Below are 26,410 nucleotides of genomic sequence, written 5' to 3'. Positions count from 1 at the left end.
TGTGTGCTTGGTAACAATTTTTAACGCGGGCCATCCCAGGGTAACGAACTAAAAAATGTATCGATTTTCTTATTGCCCTGCTGGCTATTAAGCAAGTGAGATTTTTGGGCGGCCAGCAAAGCAGACTGACTCGCTGCTGAAAAAATACTGGCGATGTCATCATTACCCCTATCTGCAACCCCTTGAAAGGCAGCGATTGCCACAATAGGTTTATCTTGCCACGGTAAAGACTGAAAATAACGGCCTACCGGTTGGTTTAGTTCAAAAATTTGTGAGGCTGCAAAGAGATCGGTTTGATGATCGGGCTTATCTTGATTCGCACTAAGCTCAGTGTGCTGGCCATTAACCCGAATGACATTGGCATGTAACCAAGGCATGTCGGAAAAAAAACTTTTTGCAGTCTGCCCATATATACCTGTAGCGGCGCTGTCAGCAAGATTAGTCAGATTTAAATCAACAACATTCTTAGGGGTTGCGATGTACGGCTGTGGACTTGTAATACTGGGTGAGAGAGGGCTTCTAACCGGCGGCTGTATCCAAGGCAATTCTTCAAAAAAGCTTCTAGCAGAAAGACCACTATGGCTCAGCGCAGAACTAATCTGAGTTATTGGTGACTGCACGTCTGTTGCACCTAAAGTATCAGCAATAGACTCAACTTTCTGGCCTATAACTTGAGCTGCCCAGGGTAATTCTGAAAAAAAACTACGAGTGATTCGAGTATCTACCGTTGATAGATGAATCTCTTTGGGATGCTCACGGCTTGTTATTTCAACGACATTGCTGACATGATTAACGACCCCTTGTTCTTCAACACCAACGACTAGCTTGCTAGATTGATCGGAACTTACGTCTTTCTTTTTTGAAAACCAGCCGAGTCCAGAAAAAATATGTTTGACTTTAGGTTCATTCGGTTCGATTGAAGATGGAACGCTTTGCGTTGTTGCGTAAGCATCAATTTTTAGCGAAGCCTTGGCATCGGTTTCGTCAAAAATTACATGGGATGATTTCTGGTCGATATTTCCAGTATCGACTGAAGAGATATCCTTAGAAATGACTTGGCCACCTTGTTCTACGCTGTTTGCCAATAATGCCAATGCAGATCGGAAAAAAGCTAACTGAGCAGAGGTATAATATTGCGTCATGATGCTTTATGCCTATGTCTTAATAATTAAAGAAGTTTTTCCATAATTTCTTTGGCATTAGCGCCTTCTTTGCGCCAAAACTCAACCGCATTCACTTGTTTTTGACTGCCTATAAGAAACTTGCAGACATCATTGCCCATGGCATAGCATTGAATTTCAATACCGCCTCTTTCCGCTTTGTCCAGAAAAGAGAATACGCCGGCAAATAAGCCTGCATACATGTGACATACCGGTTTGCCGGCTAGCTCCATGGATTGGGCAATAGCAGAATTTCTTAGCTCGACGACAATTAAACCATGATTTTCAAAGCTGGTATTTAAGCGCCAATCACCAAAACCTTGAATAATCAGCGGCCACCACCAGGTTTCCAAAACAAAACGTCTGTTCATTTGCCAAATATCGGTTTTGCCGCCGCCAAATTCATGGCGCATGCGTTCACTGAAGCGTTTCATATCACGAAGCGCCCATTGATGACCGCAACGGTACATGAGAAGTCCAGCCGAATCACCGACCTCCTCTTCCATGCCTAAATGTAAGCCATTAATAAACGATTCGCTTACCTTGGCCGCTCTTTCGCCATCACGCAGATACAACGCGCCTTTTTCAGGGTCAGCCGTGAAAAACTCTTCTGGAACATAATAATTGTGGTAACCATCAAAACCACCTTCAACAACACTTATAGCCATATTGTGCCTCTCTTTATTTTTAATGTAGTTCGGTTTCTAAAGATCTGTAATAACAGTTTGCAGGTTGCACACTGTCTTTTTGTTGCTTACGCACATAAAGGCTTTAGTGTTGATTTTTAGCATCGGTATATTTAACTTTTGATATTTCAAAATCCAGGTTTTTCAATTCTTCCACAATGGTGCGGATAATAATTTTATTGGCCGCAACAAGAATATCGCCGGTTACAGGATGCAGAATCGGCACTTGAGTGCGCTGCCCAATCAGTTGCTCTAAAGATTCGAAAGAATCGATATATAATCCTTCCGGGAAGGCAAGTTCAATGTCATCACCGATAACATGGGCTTGGCAGGCTAAGCGGCTGTTCGCTCTGGCTCCTGTCAAAACCGCTAACGTTAAAGATTCTTTAGAGGTTGGTGGCGTTAAATGCTCAGGGTTCTTAACAACATAAACATGGCAGGTCGCGCACAGACCTCGGCCACCGCAAAGCATTTTTACTCCCACATCACGGGACAGCAAAGCATCCAATAATCGCGATTGCGAACTGACATCTATTGTTTGCAGACCTTCAGCGTTAAATTTTATTTTCATTTAGCCTCAATGAGCTCTAACTTTAAGGGTATGTTTAAATATACATTTAGCCTATCTTCGATTGATACCACGTCTGCCAAGCCGATTTTTTAGGGCTTTTATTCACAGGAATAACATTAGAATCAATTTTATTAAATACGGCATTGACGCTAGTGGGTTCAATAGCTTTATCAGATAACGGCTTACTAATTACGAATTGTGCGTCGGTATTCCAGGGCTTACTAGTGACCGCTATGGTTTTATTAACATCTCTTATCGCGGCTAAAAAATACCAAACACGTTTGCCCAGCTCATCATCAATATCTATAAGTAAATATTCCGCATCAATGTGCGAACCCATTGTATTTATGGTTTCATTCGCATCGTAATTACTGGTATATAACCACTTACTATTCAGATTTTTTTGACAATTTGCCAAGAGTTTTTTAAAACCTTCGACCTGTTCATCAGGCATTCCAACGCTAGCAATTTTGGTTTTTTCCACATTCGCATGCTGACTACTGAATATAGATTTCATATATCACCATGAATAAAACCAAATAATAGTTATTTAAAATCAATATATTATGATCATTATATTTCAAAACCGTATATTGCCCCGACCATTTTCAATAGAAAAAACCTATGTTTTTTTAGAATAGCCTATTAAGAATAAAAGTAGACGAGACCTTGGTTTTTTTCAAGTCAGTAGCGACATTTTTGTGGTCAATTGTAAATCGAAATTTACAGGCTGCCTGTTAGTGGCTAAAACGATGTTAGGGGATGAATAGACTTTTTGGCTAGATTACCTGTTGCTTGGTAATCCAGTATTTGCAGCGAGTTGAGGGAATTAAAGGCAAGAACCAACGAATATCGCCCCGATGGATCCACGGCGATTTTTATCAGACATTAGGAAAACTCTTGGTGAAAGAGTTAAGTCAGCTATGAACAGTGAGGAGTTGTATATCAGGAAAACCAAGAAAGATTCTGCGCAAATCTTATCTTGTTTATAACCCTATTAATAGGCGATTAACCCAAGGCTGTGTTAAGTCGAAAACTTCAGCCAGTTTAGCCTTCGAAAGTGTTTGTAGCTTTTCTACTAATTCTGTTTGCTCCCATCGACACAGGATTTCTCAAGTTCCCACACTGGAACCATCAATGCTTATTCATATCCTCAGTCCAATCCCGCCAAATAGACATCAACACTGCCATTAACGTAGGGCCTAAAAACAAACCCAGTAAACCAAAGTTTTCAAGGCCGCCAAAAATACCCAGCAGCGTCCATATAAAAGGCAATTGTACGGAGCCGCCAATTAATAGCGGGCGTACATAGTTATCTGCCAGTAAAATAACAACCACCCCAAAAATAGCCAAGGCAACCCCTGCGCCCATGCTACCTTCTGCCACTAACACCAGTACACAAGACAGCACAATTAACTTGGCGGCAAACGGAATCATCGCGAAGACGCCGGTCAATGCACCCAAAATGGCAGGGTGGCTAAAACCTGCAAACGCATACCCTACCCCCAGCAACAGGCCTTCTCCTAAACCGACCAATACCAATCCATTCACTGTGGCACGCACAGCGGCAGCCGCATGTGTGGCGTAATGAATGCCGGTTTCACCGAACAATTTTCGACTGATAGCCAAAATTTGTCGCCCTAAGCTATCACCGTGTCGATATACAAAAAACAATACTACCAAAGTCAGTAAAAACCCCAAAAACCGGTGCATCAGTTGGCTAGCAAAACTTTTGGTATAAGTGATAGCCCCGCCAGTGCTCAACCAATGCAGCGACTCTTCAGCTGCCGCAGGACTGCCGACACTTTTCATCCAAAAGCCGCTCGCCCAATCCCCTAACACCGGCAATGCTTTTAACCATGTTGGGACGGGGATACCGGTATTTTTAATATCAATAGCCAACTGACCCAAAGATTGCGCTTCGTCAATCAATCGACTGAATCCATACCCTAAAGGCACTAAAATAACAGCACCCATCAGCAGCGTTAAGCCTAAAGCTACCCAGGTGACGTTACCGTGAAATTGAGACGCATTTAATAAGCGTCGATAAATAGGCCAAGTGGTGATTGCCAGCACTACCGCCCAAATCAATAATGCCAAAAAACTGTGTAAAACCCAAGCGCCCAGTAACAATAAAACAAAACCGCCAATAAGACGCGCCCTAACTTCCTGATTATTTATCATAGTGTTTGTTGAATAATATACGAGGCTAAATAGTTACAGCGTTTTCAGTATCGATTAGCTATATTCGAGGGAATACAAACCTAGGTTTGTATTCCACTACTAATAATTAATGTTATTCACCTGATATGAAAACACTGTATATTGAATTGTTAATAAATAGAACAGGAAAATACCCGTTAGCTAATCTTAAACCGTTTGGGTTTTAGTCGATATACGCGTCCGCGTTTCAAATAATGCGACTATTAATAGATAAACGGCCATCATCATACTCGCCGATATCCAAGGTGCCCAATTGACCTTCTGCAACAACAATTGCTGCCCCAGATACAAGTCTACCCCTAGCCCGATGTAAGTCAGTACCCGAACCACATCGTAATTAACCGGATAATATTTACGCCCCAATAGATACGACATAACCGCCATACTGGCATAACACAGCAATGTTGCACACGACGAACCCACATACCCGTAATGAGGTATCCAAATAATATTCAATACTATCGTGAGTACTGCACCTAAAAAGGACACAACTGCACCCAGTAGGGTTTTATCGGTAAGCTTGTACCATATCGACAAGTTAACGTAGATCCCTAAAAACAAATTGGCCAACAACAGAATCGGCACTACATTCAGGCCACTGCGAAAATCCTTGCCCAGAAAGTATTTGAAAAAATCAATATACAAAGTGACCAGCAAGAAAATGAACATGCAGAAAATCACAAAGAATTTCAAGACTTTCGCGTAAATAACCCTGGCATCGCTTTTATCAGCATAGGAAAAGAAAAACGGTTCTGCCGCATACCGGAACGCCTGTATAAACAATGACATTAAAATGGACAGCTTGTAACAGGCGCTGTAAATACCCAGCATCTGCATATTGGTTTTCAAGTCGTAAGGCAATAAGTGTTTAAGTAGAACACGCCCCAGCATTTCATCAATGATGCCAGTAAAACCAATAAACACCATGGGCAAGGAATAACGCCACATGCGTGCAAACAGCGCACGATCAAATCCCCAGCGAATATTGAGAAGTTGCGGGGATAACAGTGCAAACTTACAGATACTGGCAATCAAATTGGCAATAAACACATAACCTATACCAATTTCTGGCCGATATAGCTTACTGAGCCAAAAATCTGGGTATTGCGAATAAAGTTTAGGCCAATAAATAATGAAAAATAGGCTAAGCAATACGGTAATCAGAATCTCACAAATTTTGACACCGGCAAAACGTAGCGCCTTATTCTCTGCACGTAAGCGCGCAAACGGTATCGCTGCAATCGCATCGAGAATTAATATAACAGTGAAATACAAGACGTATTCAGGGTGATCGGCGTAATTGAGCGCCGGTGATAATCGGCTATTAATTGCCAATATGGCCAGAAAGAAACCAATATTAACTAAAACAACGAAGATTAACGCGGTTGAATAGGCAGTATCTTTACCGGTATTTTCTTTGTCTCTGAATCGAAAATAGCCGGTTTCAAAGCCAAATAACAAAAATACCGAGAAAAATCCGGCGTACGCGTAAAACTCGGAGACTACGCCGTACTCCGCTGCGGAATAATGGTAGGTAACCAGTGGAACAAGGAGATAGTTAAGAAAGCGCCCAAATATACTGCTCAGGCCATATACCGCTGTTTGAGATACCAGCTTTCTGATGATGCTCATGGTGCGGTTATACTCTTGATGTTGTGAAGATAAGGCTAAACAAAATATTAATTATATAGACAAGTACAAAGGCTTAAAACACCGCCCCCACTGACAATAACTACTTAACCAAGTTTAACAACACACCCGCAGCCACCGCAGACCCAATAACACCGGCAACATTCGGTCCCATCGCGTGCATGAGCAAGAAATTATGCGGATTACTTTCCAAACCGATTTTATTAGCTACTCGCGCCGCCATAGGTACTGCCGACACACCGGCTGCGCCAATCAATGGATTAATTAACGTTGTGCTAAAGCGGTTCATAATTTTGGCCATAATCACGCCCGCTGCGGTGCCAATGGCAAACGCAACAGCGCCCAGCGCCAAAATACCCAGGGTTTCCATTTGCAAAAACGCGTGCGCACTTAATTTAGAACCCACCGACAGCCCTAGAAAAATAGTGACAATATTGATTAGTTCGTTTTGCGCCGTTTGGCTTAAGCGTTCAACCACACCACAAGCATTCATTAAATTACCGAGTGCAAACATACCGATTAAGGGTGTAGACGAAGGTAACAACAGTGTGGAAAGTACCAATAGCATGAGCGGGAAAACAATTTTTTCGGTCTTGCTGACGGCACGCATTTGCTTCATTTCAATCTTGCGTTCCGCTTCTGTAGTCAAAGCCCGCATGATGGGTGGTTGAATTAAAGGTACTAAAGCCATGTAAGAATAGGCTGCTACTGCAATGGCACCCAATAAATCAGGCGCAAGTTTTGAGGCCACATAAATAGCCGTAGGCCCATCTGCACCGCCAATAATACCGATGGCAGCGGCATCTTTTAAGGAGAACTCTAAACCCGGCACTACATTAAGCGCCAATGCCCCCAATAACGACGCAAAAATACCAAATTGCGCAGCAGCACCTAATAACAAAGTTTTTGGATTAGCTATCATGGGGCCAAAATCGGTCATAGCGCCTACCCCCATAAAAATGAGTAACGGAAATATGCCGGATTTAATACCAAAATATAAATAATAAAGTATGCCACCTTCTTCTGCGATACCGGCAATAGGAATATTGCTCAAAACGGCGCCAAAACCAATCGGCAATAATAATAGCGGTTCAAAGTCTTTTTTAATAGCGAGAAATAATAACAAAAAACCAACCAGCATCATAAATACCTGTCCACTGGTAAAATTATAAATGCCGGTGCTATGCCAAAGTAAAATTAAGTTTTCCATGATTTTTTTTATTTTTCTGTATTTATAAGGACACTAAAGCATTACCGCCTGCAACTGCACCGCCCTCCTTGATATGGACAGCACTGACGATACCCGCATATTTGGAGCGTACTTCGGTTTCCATTTTCATCGCTTCCATAACCACGACCACTTCACCTTCAGCCACGAAGCTACCAATATTAACCATAATTTTTAGAATATTACCGGCCATCGGCGCATAAATAACCGCGCCGCTAGCAATCGCCGGCGTACTGGTATTAAGCACGGCAGGAGCGGCTTGAATATTTAAAGCGCCATTACTCGGCCCAACCGATACATTGTAAATTCTGCCATCCACATTAACAGCATAGCTTTCGGTAGCATTATCCGCAGCAAGACTATTGATTTTGGCAGGTGCAGCCGCTATTTCAGTGCTCGGCATAGGTTCAAAGGCAGAAGGATTGCCTCGATTAGCCAAAAACTTCCAGCCTACCTGGGCAAACATGCCGTTAATTAACGCATCTTCTTCCGGATGACCAGTAAGCTTAACGCCTTCGGCCTGGGCTTTTTCTTGAACATCGGCAATCAATTTATCCATTTCCGGCGCAATAAGATCGGCAGGGCGACAGGTAATGGCTTGCTCACCCGCTAACACTTTATCTTGCAGCGCTTTATTGACAGGCGCAGGTGTTGCACCGTATTCGCCTTTTAAAACGCCGGCGGTTTCTTTGGTAATGGTTTTATAGCGCTCGCCATTCATTACATTTATAACGGCTTGCGAACCGACTATTTGTGAAGTTGGCGTGACCAGTGGAATAAAGCCTAAATCTTCCCGTACACGCGGAATTTCTTTAAGCACTTCATCAAATTTATCACTGGCGCCTTGCTCTTTCAGCTGGCTTTCCATATTGGTAAGCATGCCGCCCGGCACTTGTGACACCAAAATTCGACTGTCCACGCCTTTCAGGCTGCCTTCAAACTCCGCGTATTTTTTACGTATTTCTCTAAAGTAAGAGGCAATTTCTTCCAGCTTAATTAAATCCAGGCCTGTTGCACGCCCAGTATCTTCAAGCGCCGCGACAATAGTTTCTGTGGCGCTGTGGCCGTATGTCATGCTCAGTGATGAAATAGCGGTATCGACATTATCAATACCCGCTTCAGCGGCCTTAATTAAAGTCGCGACACTCAATCCGGTGGTGGCGTGGCTGTGCAACTGAATAGGAATGCTGGTACTTTTTTTCAAGCGACTGATTAATTCAAAGGCTTCATAAGGCTTCAGCAAACCCGCCATATCTTTAATGCAAATGGAGTGTGCGCCCATATCTTCAATTTGCTTACCTAAACTCACCCACATATCAATAGTATGTACTGGGCTAGTGGTATAAGACATGGTGCCTTGCGCATGAGCATCGGTAGTTAACACGGCTTTAACAGCGTGTTCGATATTACGCATATCATTCATGGCATCAAAGATACGAAACACATCTATGCCGTTAATTACGCAACGCTCAACAAACTTGTCGACTACATCATCGGCATAATGCCGGTAACCTAAAATATTTTGTCCGCGCAACAACATTTGCTGAGGCGTATTGGGCATGGCCGCTTTTAATAAACGTAATCTTTCCCAGGGGTCTTCACCTAAGTAACGAATACAGGCATCAAAAGTAGCCCCACCCCATGATTCAATAGACCAATAGCCAATTTGATCGAGCTTTTCACAAATGGGCAGCATGTCTTCAACACGCACTCGCGTCGCTAATATTGATTGATGCGCATCCCGCAAGACAACTTCAGTGATTGCTAAAGGCTTTTTTTTATCGTTGGCCATTCTTTCCATTTCTCCAAAAAACCGCGTGGGTATTTTTACTTATGTCTATTTCGGTGTTGATGTATTGCGGCAGTAATAGCGGCAACAACGCTTTTATCAAGGCTAGTGGAAAGTATAGGATTGGACGGCACAGGCGCTTCAGGAAAAAACCGCTGTACTAACGCAGACATGACATTAATAGCAACGACCAGCATAGCTAAAAACAAAAACACAATACCCATTCCGACAAACATTAATTCCAGCCCAAGGCTTAATTCTTCTGTCATTGCTTCGACCTTGATAACACTTAAAATACTTGAATTTATGAACACATTATCCATAAAATTCGACTTCTAAACAAACTAAACATCACAAGTGTCCCCTGAAGTGTAGATTGTCGGAGACTTTGTTTTACGGCCACTCAACGGTAAACGCAAGCAACCAAGTTAATTGGACAATATAAGCAATTGAAATACCAAGCAAAGGTAATATGAAGCCGCTATTTTGATTTTTAGCGCCACTAAAAATTGAAAAAACCTGTTGGTGAAGCCAGTTAAACCCTAAATCGCTAAAACTCATCAGCCGTTAAGGTATCAAGATCGTATTCTGCGGTGGCTTACTGTTATCCAGCTCTGGATAGTCCAAGGTATAATGCAGCCCCCTACTCTCTTTACGTAACTGGGCACAACGCACGATTAACTCAGCAACAATCACTAAGTTACGCAACTCCAGCAAATCACTGGTGACCCGAAAGTTACCGTAATATTCCGCAATTTCTTTTTGAAGCAATTCTATGCGGCTCATGGCGCGGTGCAAGCGCTTGTCAGTTCTGACGATGCCCACGTAATCCCACATAAAGTGACGCAATTCATTCCAATTGTGGGATACCACCACCTCTTCGTCAGAATCACTGACCTGAGATTCATCCCAATCGGCAATGTCACCAATAGGTAAAATGGAAGGAAGCTTTCGTAAAATATCCTCACTGGCTCTTTCTGCAAATACCAGGCATTCAAGCAATGAATTACTGGCCATGCGGTTAGCACCATGCAATCCGGTACTAGCAACCTCGCCAACCGCATATAAATTAGCAATATCAGTACGCGCATGGCTGTCTGTGAGTACGCCGCCACAGGTATAGTGTGCGGCAGGCACTACGGGAATAGGTTGCTTGGTAATGTCTATACCAAATTCCAAGCATTGCTGGTAAATCATGGGGAAATGTTCACGAATAAACGCTTCTGGTTTATAACTGATGTCCAAATAAACACAATCTATACCGCGTTTTTTCATTTCATGATCAATAGCGCGGGCAACAATATCTCTCGGTGCCAATTCGCCTCTGGCATCAAAATGCTGCATAAAAGGCGAGCCGTCCGGTAAAATTAATTTAGCGCCCTCCCCTCGCAACGCCTCGCTAATTAAAAACGAACTGCCTTTAGGATCATAAAGACAAGTAGGATGGAACTGCATGAATTCCATATTACTGACACGACAGCCTGCACGCCACGCCAAGGCAATGCCGTCACCTGTTGAACTCTGTGGATTAGTACTGTAAAGATAAACCTTGCTGGCACCGCCTGTGGCCAAAACCACAACACGCGCAGCTAACGTTTTAACGTGTTGGTGTTCATTATCCAAAACATAAGCGCCCAACACCCTTATCTCAGCGCCATCTGTGGGCTCAGAAGTAATTAACTCAACTGCGTTATGATCTTCCAGTAAATCAATATTGCTATGCTCGCGGGCGCGTTCAATCAGCGAGAGAGAAACCGCTTTACCGGTTGCATCCGCCGCATGTACCACCCGGCGATGCGAATGTCCGCCTTCTCGGGTTAAATGCAGCTTTGTTTCACCGGACTGGGTATGTTCTTCGGTAAAATTGACGCCTTGCTGGCGTAACCAATCGATAGAAGCCTTACCTTGAGTCACGGTCAGCCGCACTATTTCTGGATCACACAGCCCTGCACCGGCATTAAGCGTATCTTCAATATGCGATTCAATCGAATCATCGGCATCAAAAACGGCCGATATGCCGCCTTGCGCATAATGTGTACTGCCTGCTGTTAAAGCGAACTTGGATAAAACCGCAACGCGTGTGTCATATTCAGCAAGTTTAAGCGCTAAACTTAAGCCCGCCGCACCGCTGCCAATAATCAGAATATCGTAATGTGTCAAAGAAGGCATAAAAACAAAAATTACCACCACGCTTGTGGCTTAGTTACACTAGTTCATGGATAATAAAGCTTTTTAAATTGATAGCAATTTTTTTTTGTCTCGATAGAACTTCTGCAATTTAATTCTGTCTCTCTAAATATGAAAAGATAATCGTGAATAGTTACAGTAAAAAAAGTGAACAGCTCGACGAAGACCTAGTGTTAAAAGTGCAACAGGGGGATAAAAAGTCCTATGATCTGTTAGTACTAAAATACCAACACAGAATTATTCAACTGGTTAATCGTTACGTTAAAGATCCCAGCGAAGCCCAAGATGTAGCACAAGAAGCCTTTATTAAAGCTTATAGAGCATTAGGTAGCTTTAGGGGGGACTCTGCTTTTTATACGTGGCTATACCGTATCGCCATTAATACCGCTAAAAATTATTTAGTGGCGCGAACACGGCGTAGTTCTGATTATGAAGTCGACATCCAAGATGCAGAAGCCAGTGAAAATGCGCCTCAACTGCAAGGTATGGAAACACCTGAACGCTTATTAATAAGCCAGGAGATAGTCGACACAATTAAGACAGCAATAGAAAAATTACCTGAGGATATGCGCATAGCCATCATGCTGCGCGAATTTGAGGGTATGAGTTACGAGGAAATTGCTGAAACAATGGATTGTCCTGTAGGCACGGTACGATCGCGCCTTTTTAGAGCGCGTGAAGCGATCGATAGTAAGTTAAACCCTTTGCTTGATTAGCGGTGATTTTTAATGCACGAACATACCCATGAAAAAATTTCTCAGTTTCTTGATAACGAGCTTGCAGCTGACGAGGCGTTAATATTGATGAGACAAATGACGCTTGACGGCGAATTACGCAACACATTTTTACGTTATGAAGCCATCGGTCATGCGCTAAAAACAGAAACTTATATAGCGCCCAGAGCTGATTTTTTAGATCGCATTCATCAAGAAATTGAACACGATGCTGTTTACTTTTTACCCCAACGTAAGCAGGCTAAATTCAAACCCCAACACAAAATATTGGCCTTGGTCGCTTCCGCTGCCCTTGTTGCCGTAATTTTACCAAAAGACGTTACCCGTATAAATGGCGCCCAAATGAAAGCATCTTCCGGTATCAGCCTAGCGCAGCAGACGCAAAAAAGGTCGGAAAATGTTATTAAGCAATTGCCGCATGCTGAATTAATGCCACTCAATGCGCAAATAAATGATTATCTGCAAGCTCACCCGAAAAATACAACTGTTGCCGGTAGTGACAATGCCGCTTCCATTGCAAACATAACAGCTTATGGTCAAAAATAGCCAATCCAACAATTTGCCAAACGATAAAATGAGAGATTAACATCTCTACTGCAATCTGCAAATGTGTAAAAATACCGTTTGCTGATTGCAGGAAATTGTTAGACTGTATTATTTAAAATCAACACTCTTAATCCAAATCACGCTAATTCAATAAACTTTTCTTTACTCCTAAAAACCGACATTAAACTCGGAATCATAGCAATCACCGCCCCCGCATAATAAAATTTTCATTGGTGTTATTTTTTACGACCTATCGCAAAAAACAGACGGTGGACTAAAAATGAATATTCCAAATATAAAAGAAAACAATTATTTCTTCGGGGACAGGGATTAATAAATTACAACAACATGGGAAACTGCCCCCCTTAAATAGATAGCCTTGAAATGTATCGACCCTATTAATAAATCAGCATTATACTGTAGAAGAAGATTAGAGCTTCTGCGTGCGTTACCTGTGTAACATTTATATTTATATTATCACTGCTTGTAGATGAGGAATTTATGCTTAAAAAGCTAAGTTGGTGTTTTTTTCTGGTTATTTTGTTCTCTGAACCGACAATTGCCGATTTGCCCGATTTTACCCAAATGGTAAAAGCGAATGGTACGGCGATAGTCAATATCAGCACAACGCAAAAGGCTGCACCTGAGGTGGATGCAGGGCTAAGGCAACAACTACCTGAAGGTATCCCGCCTGAAATGGAAGAGTTATTTAAACATTTCCTGGAAAACCCTAATGGCGCACCCGGCGGCGGAGGCGGTGGGGGGCTTGGTCCTGAAGAAATGCAATCACTAGGCTCTGGCTTTATTATTTCTCCTGATGGCTTTATTTTAACCAATCACCATGTCGTTAAAGATGCCTCGGAAATTATGGTGAGGTTGACTGACAGAAGAGAATTAATCGCTAAATTAATTGGTTCTGATGCCCGTACCGATATCGCTTTGCTAAAAGTGGATGCAACGGGCTTACCGGTAGTAAAAATAGGCTCTCCTGCTCAACTTCAGGTTGGGGAATGGGTTTTAGCCATCGGTTCACCTTTTGGATTTGAACAATCGGCAACTGCGGGTATCGTCAGCGCCAAAGGACGCAGCTTACCCGGCGGCAACTATGTGCCCTTCATTCAAACCGATGTCGCGATAAACCCCGGAAACTCCGGTGGCCCTCTCTTTAATATGAAAGGCGAAGTTGTCGGCATAAATTCGCAAATTTATAGCCGCACCGGGGGATTTATGGGGTTATCTTTCTCCATTCCTATGGATATCGCTATGAATGTTGTCAATCAGATTAAATCCCACGGTAAAGCATCGCATGGCTGGTTAGGCGTACAAATCCAGGATGTCACAAGGCAATTGGCTGAATCATTTGGCATGAAAAGACCGCAAGGCGCGTTAGTTTCTAAAATATTACCTAGCAGCCCCGCTGAAAAAGCCGGTTTGCAAATTGGCGATATTATTACCGAATTTAACGGCCAACAAATTGAAAAGTCTGGTGATCTACCGCCAATGGTGGGTGTGACCCCTATTAACGAGTCAGCGACTTTAACCATTATTAGGCAAGGCGATACTGAAAAAGTTGACTTTAAAGTGGGCTTATTACCTGAGCAAGATGAAAAAATAATTGAAAGCAAAGTAGAAAAAAAGCCCACCAATAAACTAGGTATCAGCGTTAGCGATTTAACACCTGAGCAAAGAGAAGCCTTGCAGAATATCAATGGCGGTGTGTTAGTTCAAGATGTCACCAAAGGTGCTGCAAGAGATGCTGGCATTATGCGGGGTGATATTATTTTACGTATTCAAAATACTGTTATTGCTGATGTTGATGACTTTAATAAAATGATTAAGAAGTTTGATGCGGGTAAATCGGTAGCACTTTTAGTGCAACGCCGCGGTAGTCCGATATTCCTGGCGTTAAAAATCGCTAAATAAGCTGTATAACTCTGAATTACCCGTTATACGCTCATGTATCTTACTTTAACGGTAAGGTGCATGAGCACTCAAATTTTGCACTGCTCCGACCCGCAACTTTTTGTACCTAATTCAGGCAATTGATGTTAGATTAAGCAAAATATTAAGCTGATCCTAACTTAATTAACTGTTGTTTTTACTGGATGAATTATAATGGCAATTAAACATCTTTTTGCGCCTTGCACACTGATGGTTTTACTAACGGGTTGTGCCAACGACTATTACCAAGCTCAGTATCCTGCACCTGTTTATGGTGGCCAATCCCCTATCAATACCCAGCTACCCCCGCCTGTTGCTAAGCCCTTGCCTGATGAAAGTACTGTTGTTACCAAACCCTTAAAAGAGTTTAAACCTCGGTCGGTTCCTATGGAAATACCTGACCGTGTTATACAGGAGCCAGAACCGGAGCCTGTTCCAGAAGAAAAAGTAGAAGAGCTTCCCCCGCTCGTGGAAGATGCACCGGCACCAGAACCTCAAGTAACACAAGAACCTGAGGCAGATACCTCTTTTACCCCTTTAGAATCCAATGCGCATTTATCAGCACCTGTCAGTGCTTTAGTTTTGGCGGCTAAGCAAAATACTGACAGCGGCAATCCAGAAGCCGCAGGAGCTGCTATTGAACGAGCGATACGTATTGAACCTAGAAATGCGACGCTGTATTACAAACTGGCAGTAGCAAGACTTAATCAATCGCAACCGCGTTTGGCGGAAGATTTAGCTAAAAAAGCCGCGTTGTTGGCATCGAATGATCGGGAATTGAAAAAACACAGCTGGCTATTAATTGCCAAGGCAAGAGAATTACTGAGTAATCCTGAAGGGGCTAAATTGGCAAGGAAGAAAGCAGGCAGTTTTGATTAATAAGCAATTAATTTTATGCCGTTATTTAGTTATCGAAACACAATAAATGTAAATTCAATTAAACAGATTTGATTATTATTGGCCCAAATATTAATCAAATCTGTGTCATTTTTATCGTAAAGCAAGATTTTTTTATCAGCAATAACTGATTACCGCTTATTAGCAATCATATTCCAGGCACAAAGCCACGTTTGAGATTGATACGCATCGGCTTTTTTATTTAACTCACCGGATAATACTAAGCGCAAAGTATTATTTACAATCCCAAAAAAATGCGCATTTACCAGTGCCGAATCAAGATTACGAATTTCTCCTGCTTTAATACCGGCTTGAATTATTTTGATAATCTTAACAAAAGCAGCCGTTTCTACTATCGGCTTTTCATCGGGTAAAAATTCATCAAATTTTGAAAATAACAAAAACCGCATCACATCAGGCGCATCGTCAGTCAATTTAAATAATAAATCGACAATGTCATGTAATTGTTCAGATGATTTTTGATTTCTACGCCGGATATCTTCAATAGATATATTCAAACTATCGATAATGTTTGCGTATAACGCCGACGCAATGGCTTGTTTGCTGGAAAAATGTTGATAGATGATAGGCAAGGTTTTTATACCCGCAGCCTGTTTGATATCAATTAACGAGGTATTAAAATAGCCTTTTTCAGTAAATAACTTTAAAGCAGCTAGTAATATATGATCCTGCGTTTCAACGGTTGTGTGTGTATCTAGTTTTTCTTGATCCATTCTTCTTCTGTCGTATCGTATCCAATGGGCTATATAGGTTTTTATAAAGCCCAAAGGCTTATTTTATCTTTTCCTATACAGTAATTAGGCTTAACGCAAAGGCATCAATCCGAAGCTTTTAATGTGTTAATTATTTTCTGATAACACCAAAAATGCTGCTTTTAAATAGCTAATCATAGACCATAATGTCAGTATGGCCGCGATATACAGCAAAGTATACCCGCAATAATTGATAGGAATACCTAGCAGGTCTTCACGGTACAGCAACATACCAATGGCGAGCATCTGCGCCGAGGTTTTCCATTTACCTAATTGCGAGACCTTAACCGTACCTTGTTGGCCGATTTCTGCCATCCATTCCCGTAGCGATGCAATCGTAATTTCTCTACCGATAATAATCGCCGCAGGAATGGCTAAAGCCGCACTGGCTTGTTGCTGAACCAACAACACCAATACAATCGCAACCATCAATTTATCAGCGACAGGATCTAAAAAAGCACCAAACGGGGTTTCCAGCTGCATTTTTCGGGCAAGATAACCGTCTAGCCAATCGGTAATGCCCGCAGCCAAAAAAATCAACATGCAGGCTACATTGGTATATTGCCAAGGCAGATAAAAAACCACCGCTAACAAAGGTATTAACGCGATCCTTAGGAGTGTTAAATTGGTTGGTAAGTTAAATTCAATTTTCATCTTGGTGAAATAATGCGTAAATGCGTTGTGCCAATTGCCGGCTAATACCGTCTATACTGCAAAGCGCATCAATTCCCGCGCCTGCTACCCCTTGCAGCCCCCCAAACTGTTTCAATAAAAGCTGACGGCGCTTAGGCCCTAATCCGGCCACTTCTTCCAATACCGATTGCTGCATGGCTTTGGCGCGGCGCTGTTTATGGCCGGTTATGGCAAAACGATGCGCTTCGTCGCGGATATGCTGGATTAATAACAGCGCGCTGGCGCGGGGATTAATATCCAGGGGCTGCTGCTGTCCCACCACAATCATTTTTTCCATGCCTGCTTTTCTGTCAGGCCCCTTAGAAACGCCGACTATCATAACACTGTTTATGTCTAATTCTATCAATGCCTTTTGCGCGGCGGCGACCTGTCCTTTACCTCCATCAATAAACAAAATATCCGGCGCGACAATTTCATTTTGCTTAATGCGCTTAAAGCGCCGGTATACTGCCTGATGGATAGCTGCATAATCATCGCCAGCGGTGATGCCTTCAATATTAAAAATCCGATAAGCCGACTTTACTGGGCCTTCGCGATCAAATACCACGCAAGAGGCCACGGTTTGCTGACCCTGGGTGTGGCTAATATCAAAACATTCAAGTCGCTTGGGCAGTTCTTGCATGCCCAACACTTCTTGCAGGCTTAGAAAACGTGCATAACTGTCCTGCTTGTTGGCCAGCTTGCTGAGCAACGTATTTTCGGCATTGGTTATTGTCATCTGCAACCATTTTAACCGCTCTCCGCGCACACGTGCTGAAATCGTCACCGCGTGTTTGGCTTGGCCAGCCAAAACTTCGGCTAATAAGCTGGCTTCTTCCAGCTCATGGCTGACAATAAACTCATGCGGCACGGGCTTGTCAAAGTAATATTGCGCGATAAACGCCTGGATAACAGCAGCAGGATCGTTTTCGTCGGTCATTTTAGGGAAGAAGGCTTTGTTGCCCAAATGCTGGCCGTTGCGAATAAAAAATACCTGAATACAGGCGAGATTGGCTTTGGTCGCACAAGCAATGATATCGACATCGCCTTTCTCGCCCTCGATAAAATTTTGCTCCAACACCAGCCGCAGCTTGATAATTTGATCCCTAAAGCTGGCGGCCAGCTCATAATTCAGTTCCGTCGCGGCATTTTCCATGTTCACTATCAACTGATCAACCAGTACACCGCCCTTGCCTTCTAAAAATAAGATTGTATTATCAACATCATGGCCATAACTTATTTTGTCGATTAAGCCCACGCACGGCCCCGTGCAGCGTTTAATCTGGTATTGTAGACAAGGCCGCGTACGGTTGTTGTACACTGAGTCATCGCACTGGCGGAGCGGGAAAATCTTTTGTAGCATCTTCAGGCTGTCTTTGGCGGCACTGGCGCTGGGATACGGGCCAAAATACTGACCGGATTTTTTCTTGGCACCACGGTGCAGGCCAATTTGCGGAAATTCGTGACTGGATAAATGGATATACGGGTAAGAGCGGTCATCACGCAAACAGATGTTATAGCGTGGCTTGTGCCGCCTGATTTGCTGGGCTTCCAGCAACAGCGCCTCGGTTTCGGTGTGGGTGACGGTGACCTCAATGCTGGTTATCTTGGTGACCATCGCCTGCTGTTTTGGCGAGGTGCTTTGCGCCCTGAAATAATTCGACACCCGATTTTTCAGGTTTTTGGCTTTACCAATATAAATAATGTCGCCCTGAACATTGAGCATTTTATAAATGCCTGGCCGTGTGGTCAGGTTTTTTAAAAATGTCGGAATATCAATCGGCGTTTCTGGGGTTTCAGCGTTCACACAGCCTCACGATTCTTAAACAGATCACTCAAGATATTGGTAATCTTTTACACAGTGTTCTACCATGAGCGGAAAATCGCAACACAGCATCTCGTATTCTTCAGTGACGCAATGACAAATTTAGAAAAAATCTTCAGCGCCGATGGCGCATTATCACACAGCATAGACGGTTATCAGCCCCGCGCAGCACAGACCGAAATGGCAAACGCCGTCGCCTTGGCTATTGATGACAACCACAACTTAATTGCGGAAGCAGGTACTGGCACCGGCAAAACCTTTGCTTATTTAATTCCGGCTATTTTATCCGAAAAGAAAGTCATCATTTCAACCGGCACCAAAAATTTGCAAGACCAATTGTTTAACAACGATGTGCCGATTATCCGCAAAGCGTTGAACGTGCCGTTTAGCGCCGCGTTACTTAAAGGCCGTAGTAATTATCTGTGCAAATACCGCTTAAGAGATGCCTTGGACTATATCCGTGGCTACAATAAAGAAGAAGCAGTCGCGCTGTCGAAAATTAAGCTATGGGCAAAAAAAACCAAGATTGGCGATATAGCCGAAGTCGCCGACATTGCAGAAGGCGATCCGGTGTGGCAACACGCCACCTCCACACAAGACAATTGTTTAGGCCAAGAGTGCCCCGATTATGATGATTGCTTTCTGGTGAAAGCGCGTAGGCGGGCGCAAGAATGCGATGTGCTAGTCATTAACCATCATTTGCTATGCGCCGATTGGTCGATCAAAGACAGTGGTTTTGGCGAATTATTACCCGAAGCCGAAGTGATTATTATCGACGAAGCCCATCAACTGGCTGATACTGCGTCCAATTTTTTAGGCATCAGTATCGGCAGTAAAAAACTGCTGGATCTGGCCAGTGATACCTTGCAAGAATATTTCAAAGATGCCACCGATATGCCGGTATTACGCAGTGCCTCGGAAGATTTGGAAAGTGAGGTGAAAAATTTACGGCTGGCATTTGGTGTGGAACAGAAACGCGGCGACTGGCAAGATATTGCTAATAACCCTAAAATCCTTGCTAGCCTTAATAAAGTCAAAACCCAGTTACAATGCTTAACCAATCAGTTGGAATTGGCTTCAGTGAAAACTAAAGGCCTGGAATCGTGCTTTAAACGCGCCGATGAACTCATGCAGCAGCTCACTGTCATTATGGACGACAAGAGCGGCCAATGGATACGCTGGTACGAAACTTATAAAAAATCCTTTACCCTCAGCCGTACGCCACTGGATATTGCCTCGGAATTTCGCAATTTTATGCAATATTACCAGGCAAGCTGGATATTTACCTCCGCGACCTTAAGCGTGGCCAATACCTTTGATTATTTCGCTAACAGTTTAGGGCTTAGCAACACCGTCAGCAAAAGCTGGGATAGCCCGTTTGATTATCCCAATCAATCGTTGTTTTATCACCCCAAAGGCTTGCCGCTGCCTAATTCAGCGAATTTTGTAGCGGATATTATCGACTTTGCCTTGCCGGTATTGCAAGCCAGCCGTGGGCGGGCGTTTTTTCTGTTCACCAGCCACCGCGCCTTAAAACAGGCGGCGGATATTTTGGCCGACCAACTCGACTACCCGTTATTGATCCAAGGCAGCCAGCCCAAAACCCAGTTATTGGCAGAGTTCAAGCAACTTGGCAATGCGGTCTTGCTAGGCACATCCAGTTTTTGGGAAGGTATCGACGTGCGGGGCGAGGCCTTGTCGTGTGTTATTATAGATAAATTGCCGTTCGCCTCGCCTGGCGATCCGGTGTTAAAAGCGCGGCTGGATACGCTAAGCCAACAAGGCCGTAATGCGTTTTTTGAGCATCAATTGCCGGTGGCCATTATTGCTTTACGGCAAGGCATTGGCCGGTTAATCCGCGATGTCAATGACCGTGGCGTATTGATGATCTGTGACCGGCGCTTGTTGAAAAGCAGCTACGGGCAATTATTTTTAGACAGCATCCCCGCCATGAAACGCACCCGCAATATCGACGAAGTTTATGATTTTTTCCAAAACCAGCCTACCGAATGAAATTATTAGCCGTAGAAACCGCCACCGAAGCTTGTTCCGCTGCCCTTTTTGTTGATGGCGAGATGCTGGAACGTTTTGAAATCGCCCCGCAGCAACACACCAAGCTTATTTTGCCGATGATTGATTCGTTGTTGGCCCAAGCGGGTTTAAAACCTGCTGATCTGGATGCGTTGGCGTTTGGTTGTGGTCCAGGTTCATTTACTGGCGTTAGAATTGCTACCGGTGTTATTCAAGGCATAGCATTTGGGCTGGATATTCCAGTCGTACCGGTATCTACTTTGGCAGCATTGGCGCAAGGCTTTTTCAACCACAATGCTGCGGATTTGGATGTGGTATTTTCGGCAATGGATGCACGTCTTGGTGAGATTTTTTGGGGAGTTTATCAGCGTGATGGCCAAGGTTTTGCACAGTTAATCGGCCAAGAAGCGGTGACACCTGCCAGTTCCGTTATTTCCTCTGAAGTACAAGGCGTGGGAGTTGGCTCTGCTTGGGCTGTGTATCAAGATGAGTTGAAAATTTGCTTAGGCGATAAGGTGAATTATTACGAAACGCAGCATTTACCGAGTGCTGGTAACGTTGCACAATTAGGAGTGTATGGTTTTGAGCAAGGTTTGGCCGTTAGCGCAGAATCGGCTATCCCCGTGTATTTAAGAGATAAAGTGGCAAAAACAGAACTAGAACGCAAAGCCCTTATCCCGTAAAAAAGCTTTAATAAGGTAAATCAATAACGCCGCTACAAATTATGCCGCACACTTTTCTAGCTAATAGCAAGCTTATGGTATAATGTACAAATTTAAATAACTCAAGAGAATACAAATGGCTAAAGAAGATCAAATTGAAATGGAAGGCAAGGTTATTGATACCCTACCTAATACCATGTTTCGTGTCCAGCTTGAAAACGGTCACATTGTTACTGCACATATTTCCGGCAAAATGCGTAAACATTACATACGCATATTAACTGGCGATAGCGTTAAAGTAGAAATGACCCCTTATGATTTATCCAAGGGGCGCATCTCGTTCCGTATGCGCTAAAGCACTTAACTATTTTCAGAGACAATCAACTCCTTGTTTTCAATATCAAGGCTAAGATCGTTATTCTCTACATAAATACGCACGTTACCGCCGCTCACCAACTTGCCAAATAACAAATCATTCGCCAGTGGCTTTTTGATTTTTTCCTGAATCAATCTTGCCATCGGTCTTGCCCCCATGTCTGGACTGCAACCGTGCTCGGCTAGCCACAAACGCGCGTCAGCATCTAACGTTAGAGTGACGTGCTTGTCTGCCAGCAATGCTTCCAGTTCAAAGATGAACTTGTCAACAACAGACCCAACAATCGAAATATCCAAAGGCTTAAACTGAATAATGGCATCAAGACGGTTACGAAATTCCGGAGAAAAGGTTCTTTCGATCACTTTCAAACTGTCTGTAACATGATCTTGGTGCGTAAAGCCAATGGAAGCGCGACTGCCTTCCGCTGCCCCAGCATTCGTGGTCATCACCATAATAATATTACGGAAATCCGCTTTACGGCCGTTAGTATCGGTTAAAGTACCATGATCCATTACTTGTAATAATAGATTAAATACATCAGGGTGGGCTTTTTCTACTTCATCAAGCAGTAAAACGGCATAAGGATGCTTAGTAATCTGCTCCGTTAACAAGCCACCTTGATCAAAACCCACATAACCTGGAGGTGCGCCGATTAACCGGGACACGGTGTGACGTTCCATATATTCGGACATATCAAAACGAATCAACTCCACGCCCAGTACCTTGGCCAGTTGGCGCGTCACTTCAGTTTTACCGACACCCGTAGGGCCTGCAAATAAAAATGCACCAATCGTTTTCTGAGTTTCTCTAAGCCCTGCACGGGATAGCTTAATGGCTGACGTTAATGCAGAAATGGCTTCATCTTGTCCAAAAACCAGCATTTTGAGGTTTTTATCCAAGTTACCCAGCTTATCCACTTCATTAGAAGACACTGACTTGGCGGGCACTCTGGCCATTTTTGACACAATATCCTCGATTTCAGTGACATCAATAACGGGCACACGCTCAGCCTCAAGCTTCATCCGCTGTCTTGCTCCGGCTTCATCAATCACATCAATAGCTTTATCCGGCAAATGTCGGTCGGTGATATATCGATCCGATAATTCCGCAGCTACCCGTAATGCGTCAGGCGAATATTTCACATTATGGTGTTCTTCAAAACGCGTTTTAAGGCCTTTTAAAATCAAAATAGTTTCTTCAACAGAAGGCTCTAATATGTCAACCTTCTGGAATCTACGCACCAAGGCATGATCTTTTTCAAAAATACCGCGATACTCTTGATAAGTGGTAGAACCAATACAGCGCAACTGTCCTGAGGCCAATATCGGTTTAATCAGATTAGACGCATCCATAACCCCGCCTGATGCAGAACCTGCACCAATAATGGTATGGATTTCGTCTATAAACAAAATCGAATCTGGCTCATTTTTTAACTGGTTAACCAAATCTTTCAAGCGTTTTTCAAAATCGCCACGGTATTTGGTTCCGGCAACCAATGCGCCTAAATCCAAGGCATAGATCACACTCTTCATCAAAATTTCAGGGACACTGTTTTCGACAATTCTTTTTGCCAAACCTTCAGCAATTGCGGTTTTACCGACACCCGCTTCTCCGACCAATAACGGATTATTTTTGCGTCTGCGACAGAGAATTTGAATTGTTCTTTCCACCTCAGCTTCTCGACCCACTAAAGGATCGATTCTACCTTTTAAAGCTTCATCGTTAAGATTAGTAGCATATTTTTCCAGCGGAGTACTGGAAGCTTCAGCATCGTTATTATTCATTTTGGGAGCTTGTTCGGGTGATAACGCATGATCCTGATCGTTTTTGGAAATGCCGTGTGCAACATAATTAACCACGTCCAACCTTGATACATCTTGCTTATTTAGTAAATACACGGCATGGGAATCTTGTTCACTGAACAAGGCGACAAATAAATTGGCACCGGATACTTCTTTTTTATCGGAAGCCTGTACATGAAAAACCGCCCGTTGCAATACCCGCTGAAAACCTAACGTGGGTTGCGTCTCACGGTGAATACCTTCAGGGATCAGCGAAATAGTTTCATCAATAAACTGTTCTAACTGCGCACGCAGCACTTTAATATTGCAACCACAGGCTTTCATGATCGCTTCTGCAGAGGAATTATCCGTTAAGGCCAGCAGTAAATGCTCGACGGTAATAAACTCGTGACGCTGATCGTAGGCTTTTTTAAAAGCCATGTTTAAGGTAATTTCCAGTTCTTTACTTAACATACACTCTCCAACTACAGTTCTTCCATTGAGCACAGCAGTGGATGCTGGTGCTGTTTTGAATATTCGTTAACAATGTAGACTTTGGTTTCGGCAACGTCTTTAGAATAAGTGCCACATACGCCGACCCCCTGCGTATGTATTTGTAACATAACTTGCGTTGCTTTATTGGTTGACATCGCAAAAAATTGTATTAGAAGCTCAATTACAAAATGCATCGGCGTAAAGTCGTCATTTAATAAAATAACTTTGTACAAAGGCGGCCTTTTAAGCTTAGGCTGCGCCTCTTGTACACTTACATCGTTATCATCGTCTCTTAGTGGATCAAAATCGGACATAGTCACTCGTAAACATAAAGTATTCTGACCTTTAACATAATGCCAATATAAAAATATTTCAAGACTTTGTGCATAAGAAAATCTAATTACCTCATACGTTAAACAAACCAACAGCATAAACAGCCTATTGTGAAAACTTAATTATTTAGCTTATTTTCAGCAATTTGCCGGTCAATTTAAAGCTATGATCATTTCTTAGTACATTAAGTTGCATGAAATGAAAAGTCACTTAATTATAAATCTTAGCCGCCATAATACCGCTAAATCCAGTAGAATATTCGCTTTATTCATTTGGAATCACATTGATGGTTTGGAAACCCAACGTAACCGTTGCGGCAGTGATTAGACAAGATGACCGATTTCTCTTTGTTGAAGAAGAAACCTCTAGCGGTCTTCAGTTTAATCAACCCGCAGGACACCTTGAAGAAAACGAAGACTTGATTGCGGCGGTCAAACGTGAAGTCAATGAAGAAACCGCGTGGCATTTCGAACCAGAAGCCATTATCTCTGTTCAGCTATGGCGACAAAATCCCGAGGCAACCAGCTTTATTCGCTTTTGCTTTGCAGGCAGTTGCCACAGCCACGACGCCAGCCAAAAACTCGATGACGGCATTGTAGCCACCCATTGGTTAACGCATGAGGAAATCATCGCCAGACAAATGCGCTTACGCAGCCCTTTAGTACGCCTGTGCGTGGAAGAATACCTCAGCGGTCAACGCTATCCTTTAACGTTGCTCAAATCTTTGCTCGATATTAACCATGCGTAAAAACATTATCGTGGGCATGTCTGGCGGAGTTGATTCTTCGGTCACTGCGCTGTTATTACTCGAGCAAGGTCATGAGGTTACTGGCCTATTCATGAAAAACTGGGAAGAGGACGATGGTACAGAGTACTGTACTGCCATGCAAGATTTGGCCGATGCCCAACAAGTCTGCGACAAACTGGGCATTGTGCTTAAAACCGTCAATTTTGCCAGCGAATATTGGGATGAAGTCTTTGAGGTGTTTTTATCAGAATTTAAAGCCGGCAGAACGCCCAATCCGGATATTCTATGTAACAAACACGTCAAGTTTAAAGCCTTCTTAAACTACGCCACTGAGGATTTGGGCGCAGAATACATCGCCACTGGCCACTATGCACGGGTTAATGAAAAAAACGGCGAGTATTTTTTGCTGAAAGGCTTAGATCCTAATAAAGAGCAAAGTTATTTTCTGTATACCATGGGGCAAAAACAGTTAGCGAAAACACTGTTTCCGATTGGCCATTTGCACAAACCGGAAATTCGCGCTCTGGCTACCAAAGCTGGTTTTGCCAACCATAAGAAAAAAGACAGTACCGGCATTTGCTTTATTGGCGAACGTAAATTTACCGAATTTTTGCAACGCTATTTGCCCACGCAGCCAGGGGAAATGCGTACACCGGAAGGTCAGTTAATCGGTAAACATCATGGCTTGATGTATTACACCTTTGGCCAACGCCAAGGTTTGGGTATTGGTGGCGTAAAAGATGCACCCGATGAACCGTGGTATGTTTTGGACAAAGATTTGGACAATAACCGTCTAATCGTAGGCCAAGGACATGACCACCCCTTAATGTTGCACAATACGCTGGAAGCCAGTCAACTCGACTGGTGCAGCAATAAACCGCTCACAAATCCTATAACCTGCTACGCGAAAACCCGCTACCGTCAGGTCGATCAAGCCTGTAGGGTCACACCGTTATCGGATAACCAGGTACGCTGCGTTTTCGATGAACCGCAACGTGCCATCACACCTGGGCAATCCGTGGTTTTTTACGATGGCGAGATTTGTTTGGGCGGCGGCATTATCGAATCAAAAACCAATCAATAATTTAGTAATTTCTGGACA

Annotated in this window: 25 protein-coding genes; 9 read left to right on the top strand and 16 right to left on the bottom strand. The window is 43.3% G+C overall.

Annotation, left to right across the window (positions count from 1 at the left end):
* Nucleotides 1-20: 20 nt before the first annotated feature.
* The 11 genes from ACHZC4_RS04095 to nadB all read right to left on the bottom strand — a co-directional run bounded on the left by ACHZC4_RS04095 (nucleotide 21) and on the right by nadB (nucleotide 11,476).
* Nucleotides 21-1,142, bottom strand: a complete 1,122-nt coding sequence (locus ACHZC4_RS04095) for a hypothetical protein (protein ID WP_394752534.1) — start codon at nucleotides 1,140-1,142, stop codon at nucleotides 21-23.
* A gap of 26 nt (nucleotides 1,143-1,168) precedes the next feature.
* Nucleotides 1,169-1,828, bottom strand: a complete 660-nt coding sequence (locus ACHZC4_RS04090; protein WP_394752532.1) for a V4R domain-containing protein — start codon at nucleotides 1,826-1,828, stop codon at nucleotides 1,169-1,171.
* A 103-nt stretch (nucleotides 1,829-1,931) separates the two neighbouring features.
* Entirely contained in the window at nucleotides 1,932-2,417 is a 486-nt protein-coding gene (locus ACHZC4_RS04085; RefSeq protein ID WP_394752531.1) for a 2Fe-2S iron-sulfur cluster-binding protein, read from the bottom strand.
* Nucleotides 2,418-2,463: 46 nt separating this feature from the next.
* Nucleotides 2,464-2,934 carry a hypothetical protein gene (locus ACHZC4_RS04080; RefSeq protein ID WP_394752530.1) on the bottom strand — a complete coding sequence of 157 codons (471 nt, stop codon included), beginning with the start codon at nucleotides 2,932-2,934 and terminating at the stop codon, nucleotides 2,464-2,466.
* A gap of 617 nt (nucleotides 2,935-3,551) precedes the next feature.
* Nucleotides 3,552-4,601, bottom strand: a complete 1,050-nt coding sequence (locus ACHZC4_RS04075) for an AI-2E family transporter (protein ID WP_394752528.1) — start codon at nucleotides 4,599-4,601, stop codon at nucleotides 3,552-3,554.
* Nucleotides 4,602-4,787: 186 nt separating this feature from the next.
* Nucleotides 4,788-6,272: a lipopolysaccharide biosynthesis protein gene (locus tag ACHZC4_RS04070; protein WP_394752527.1), complete on the bottom strand. Its 1,485-nt coding sequence runs from the start codon at nucleotides 6,270-6,272 to the stop codon at nucleotides 4,788-4,790.
* A gap of 100 nt (nucleotides 6,273-6,372) precedes the next feature.
* Nucleotides 6,373-7,500, bottom strand: coding sequence for a sodium ion-translocating decarboxylase subunit beta (locus ACHZC4_RS04065; RefSeq protein WP_394752526.1), 1,128 nt, complete (start codon nucleotides 7,498-7,500; stop codon nucleotides 6,373-6,375).
* Nucleotides 7,501-7,522: 22 nt separating this feature from the next.
* Entirely contained in the window at nucleotides 7,523-9,310 is a 1,788-nt protein-coding gene (gene oadA / locus ACHZC4_RS04060; RefSeq protein ID WP_394752524.1) for a sodium-extruding oxaloacetate decarboxylase subunit alpha, read from the bottom strand.
* Nucleotides 9,311-9,345: 35 nt separating this feature from the next.
* Complete coding sequence (locus tag ACHZC4_RS04055) at nucleotides 9,346-9,576, bottom strand: OadG family protein (RefSeq protein ID WP_394752522.1); 231 nt, start codon at nucleotides 9,574-9,576, stop codon at nucleotides 9,346-9,348.
* A 124-nt stretch (nucleotides 9,577-9,700) separates the two neighbouring features.
* Nucleotides 9,701-9,868 carry a hypothetical protein gene (locus ACHZC4_RS04050; RefSeq protein ID WP_394752521.1) on the bottom strand — a complete coding sequence of 56 codons (168 nt, stop codon included), beginning with the start codon at nucleotides 9,866-9,868 and terminating at the stop codon, nucleotides 9,701-9,703.
* Between the two features lie 6 nt (nucleotides 9,869-9,874).
* Nucleotides 9,875-11,476 carry an L-aspartate oxidase gene (gene nadB / locus ACHZC4_RS04045; protein WP_394752520.1) on the bottom strand — a complete coding sequence of 534 codons (1,602 nt, stop codon included), beginning with the start codon at nucleotides 11,474-11,476 and terminating at the stop codon, nucleotides 9,875-9,877.
* Nucleotides 11,477-11,619: 143 nt separating this feature from the next.
* Between nadB and rpoE the strand changes: the two genes are divergently transcribed.
* The 4 genes from rpoE (at nucleotide 11,620) to ACHZC4_RS04025 (ending at nucleotide 15,594) form a co-directional block, all read left to right on the top strand.
* Nucleotides 11,620-12,210, top strand: coding sequence for an RNA polymerase sigma factor RpoE (rpoE, locus tag ACHZC4_RS04040; protein WP_394752518.1), 591 nt, complete (start codon nucleotides 11,620-11,622; stop codon nucleotides 12,208-12,210).
* A gap of 12 nt (nucleotides 12,211-12,222) precedes the next feature.
* The gene (locus ACHZC4_RS04035; protein ID WP_394752516.1) at nucleotides 12,223-12,774 is read left to right on the top strand and encodes a sigma-E factor negative regulatory protein; all 552 of its coding nucleotides are present in this window, start codon (nucleotides 12,223-12,225) and stop codon (nucleotides 12,772-12,774) included.
* Nucleotides 12,775-13,275: 501 nt separating this feature from the next.
* Entirely contained in the window at nucleotides 13,276-14,697 is a 1,422-nt protein-coding gene (locus ACHZC4_RS04030) for a DegQ family serine endoprotease (RefSeq protein WP_394752515.1), read from the top strand.
* Between the two features lie 192 nt (nucleotides 14,698-14,889).
* Nucleotides 14,890-15,594, top strand: coding sequence for a tetratricopeptide repeat protein (locus tag ACHZC4_RS04025; RefSeq protein WP_394752513.1), 705 nt, complete (start codon nucleotides 14,890-14,892; stop codon nucleotides 15,592-15,594).
* Between the two features lie 149 nt (nucleotides 15,595-15,743).
* Here ACHZC4_RS04025 and ACHZC4_RS04020 read toward each other — a convergent pair whose 3' ends face one another.
* The 3 genes from ACHZC4_RS04020 to uvrC all read right to left on the bottom strand — a co-directional run bounded on the left by ACHZC4_RS04020 (nucleotide 15,744) and on the right by uvrC (nucleotide 18,864).
* On the bottom strand, nucleotides 15,744-16,346 hold the full coding sequence (locus ACHZC4_RS04020; RefSeq protein WP_394752512.1) for a TetR/AcrR family transcriptional regulator: 603 nt from the start codon (nucleotides 16,344-16,346) through the stop codon (nucleotides 15,744-15,746).
* 126 nt (nucleotides 16,347-16,472) lie between these two features.
* On the bottom strand, nucleotides 16,473-17,039 hold the full coding sequence (gene pgsA / locus ACHZC4_RS04015; RefSeq protein ID WP_394752511.1) for a CDP-diacylglycerol--glycerol-3-phosphate 3-phosphatidyltransferase: 567 nt from the start codon (nucleotides 17,037-17,039) through the stop codon (nucleotides 16,473-16,475).
* Complete coding sequence (gene uvrC, locus ACHZC4_RS04010) at nucleotides 17,029-18,864, bottom strand: excinuclease ABC subunit UvrC (protein WP_394752510.1); 1,836 nt, start codon at nucleotides 18,862-18,864, stop codon at nucleotides 17,029-17,031. Before uvrC ends, pgsA begins: the two co-directional genes overlap by 11 nt.
* 111 nt (nucleotides 18,865-18,975) lie before the next feature.
* Here uvrC and ACHZC4_RS04005 point away from each other — a divergent pair, with 111 nt between their 5' ends.
* The 3 genes from ACHZC4_RS04005 (at nucleotide 18,976) to infA (ending at nucleotide 21,930) form a co-directional block, all read left to right on the top strand.
* The gene (locus ACHZC4_RS04005; RefSeq protein WP_394752508.1) at nucleotides 18,976-20,895 is read left to right on the top strand and encodes an ATP-dependent DNA helicase; all 1,920 of its coding nucleotides are present in this window, start codon (nucleotides 18,976-18,978) and stop codon (nucleotides 20,893-20,895) included.
* Nucleotides 20,892-21,596, top strand: coding sequence for a tRNA (adenosine(37)-N6)-threonylcarbamoyltransferase complex dimerization subunit type 1 TsaB (gene tsaB, locus ACHZC4_RS04000; protein ID WP_394752506.1), 705 nt, complete (start codon nucleotides 20,892-20,894; stop codon nucleotides 21,594-21,596). The genes ACHZC4_RS04005 and tsaB overlap by 4 nt, the downstream gene beginning before the upstream one ends.
* A gap of 115 nt (nucleotides 21,597-21,711) precedes the next feature.
* On the top strand, nucleotides 21,712-21,930 hold the full coding sequence (gene infA / locus ACHZC4_RS03995; protein WP_019866271.1) for a translation initiation factor IF-1: 219 nt from the start codon (nucleotides 21,712-21,714) through the stop codon (nucleotides 21,928-21,930).
* Nucleotides 21,931-21,935: 5 nt separating this feature from the next.
* Here infA and clpA read toward each other — a convergent pair whose 3' ends face one another.
* Together clpA and clpS are read right to left on the bottom strand one after the other, a co-directional pair.
* A complete protein-coding gene (gene clpA / locus ACHZC4_RS03990) occupies nucleotides 21,936-24,206 on the bottom strand; it encodes an ATP-dependent Clp protease ATP-binding subunit ClpA (protein WP_394752505.1) in 2,271 nt (756 codons plus the stop codon).
* Nucleotides 24,207-24,217: 11 nt separating this feature from the next.
* A complete protein-coding gene (gene clpS / locus ACHZC4_RS03985; protein ID WP_394752504.1) occupies nucleotides 24,218-24,541 on the bottom strand; it encodes an ATP-dependent Clp protease adapter ClpS in 324 nt (107 codons plus the stop codon).
* 305 nt (nucleotides 24,542-24,846) lie between these two features.
* On the opposite strand from clpS, the gene ACHZC4_RS03980 reads away from it, so the two are divergent.
* Nucleotides 24,847-25,308, top strand: a complete 462-nt coding sequence (locus tag ACHZC4_RS03980) for an NUDIX hydrolase (RefSeq protein ID WP_394752503.1) — start codon at nucleotides 24,847-24,849, stop codon at nucleotides 25,306-25,308.
* Nucleotides 25,301-26,392, top strand: coding sequence for a tRNA 2-thiouridine(34) synthase MnmA (gene mnmA / locus ACHZC4_RS03975; RefSeq protein ID WP_394752502.1), 1,092 nt, complete (start codon nucleotides 25,301-25,303; stop codon nucleotides 26,390-26,392). The genes ACHZC4_RS03980 and mnmA overlap by 8 nt, the downstream gene beginning before the upstream one ends.
* The last annotated feature ends 18 nt before the right edge of the window (nucleotides 26,393-26,410 follow it).

Source organism: Crenothrix sp. (assembly GCF_043729335.1).
In the GTDB taxonomy this organism is placed as follows: Bacteria; Pseudomonadota; Gammaproteobacteria; order Methylococcales; family Methylomonadaceae; genus Crenothrix.
The sequence above is the reverse complement of the archived record's forward strand: the minus strand, read 5'-3'. Positions and strand labels throughout refer to the sequence as shown.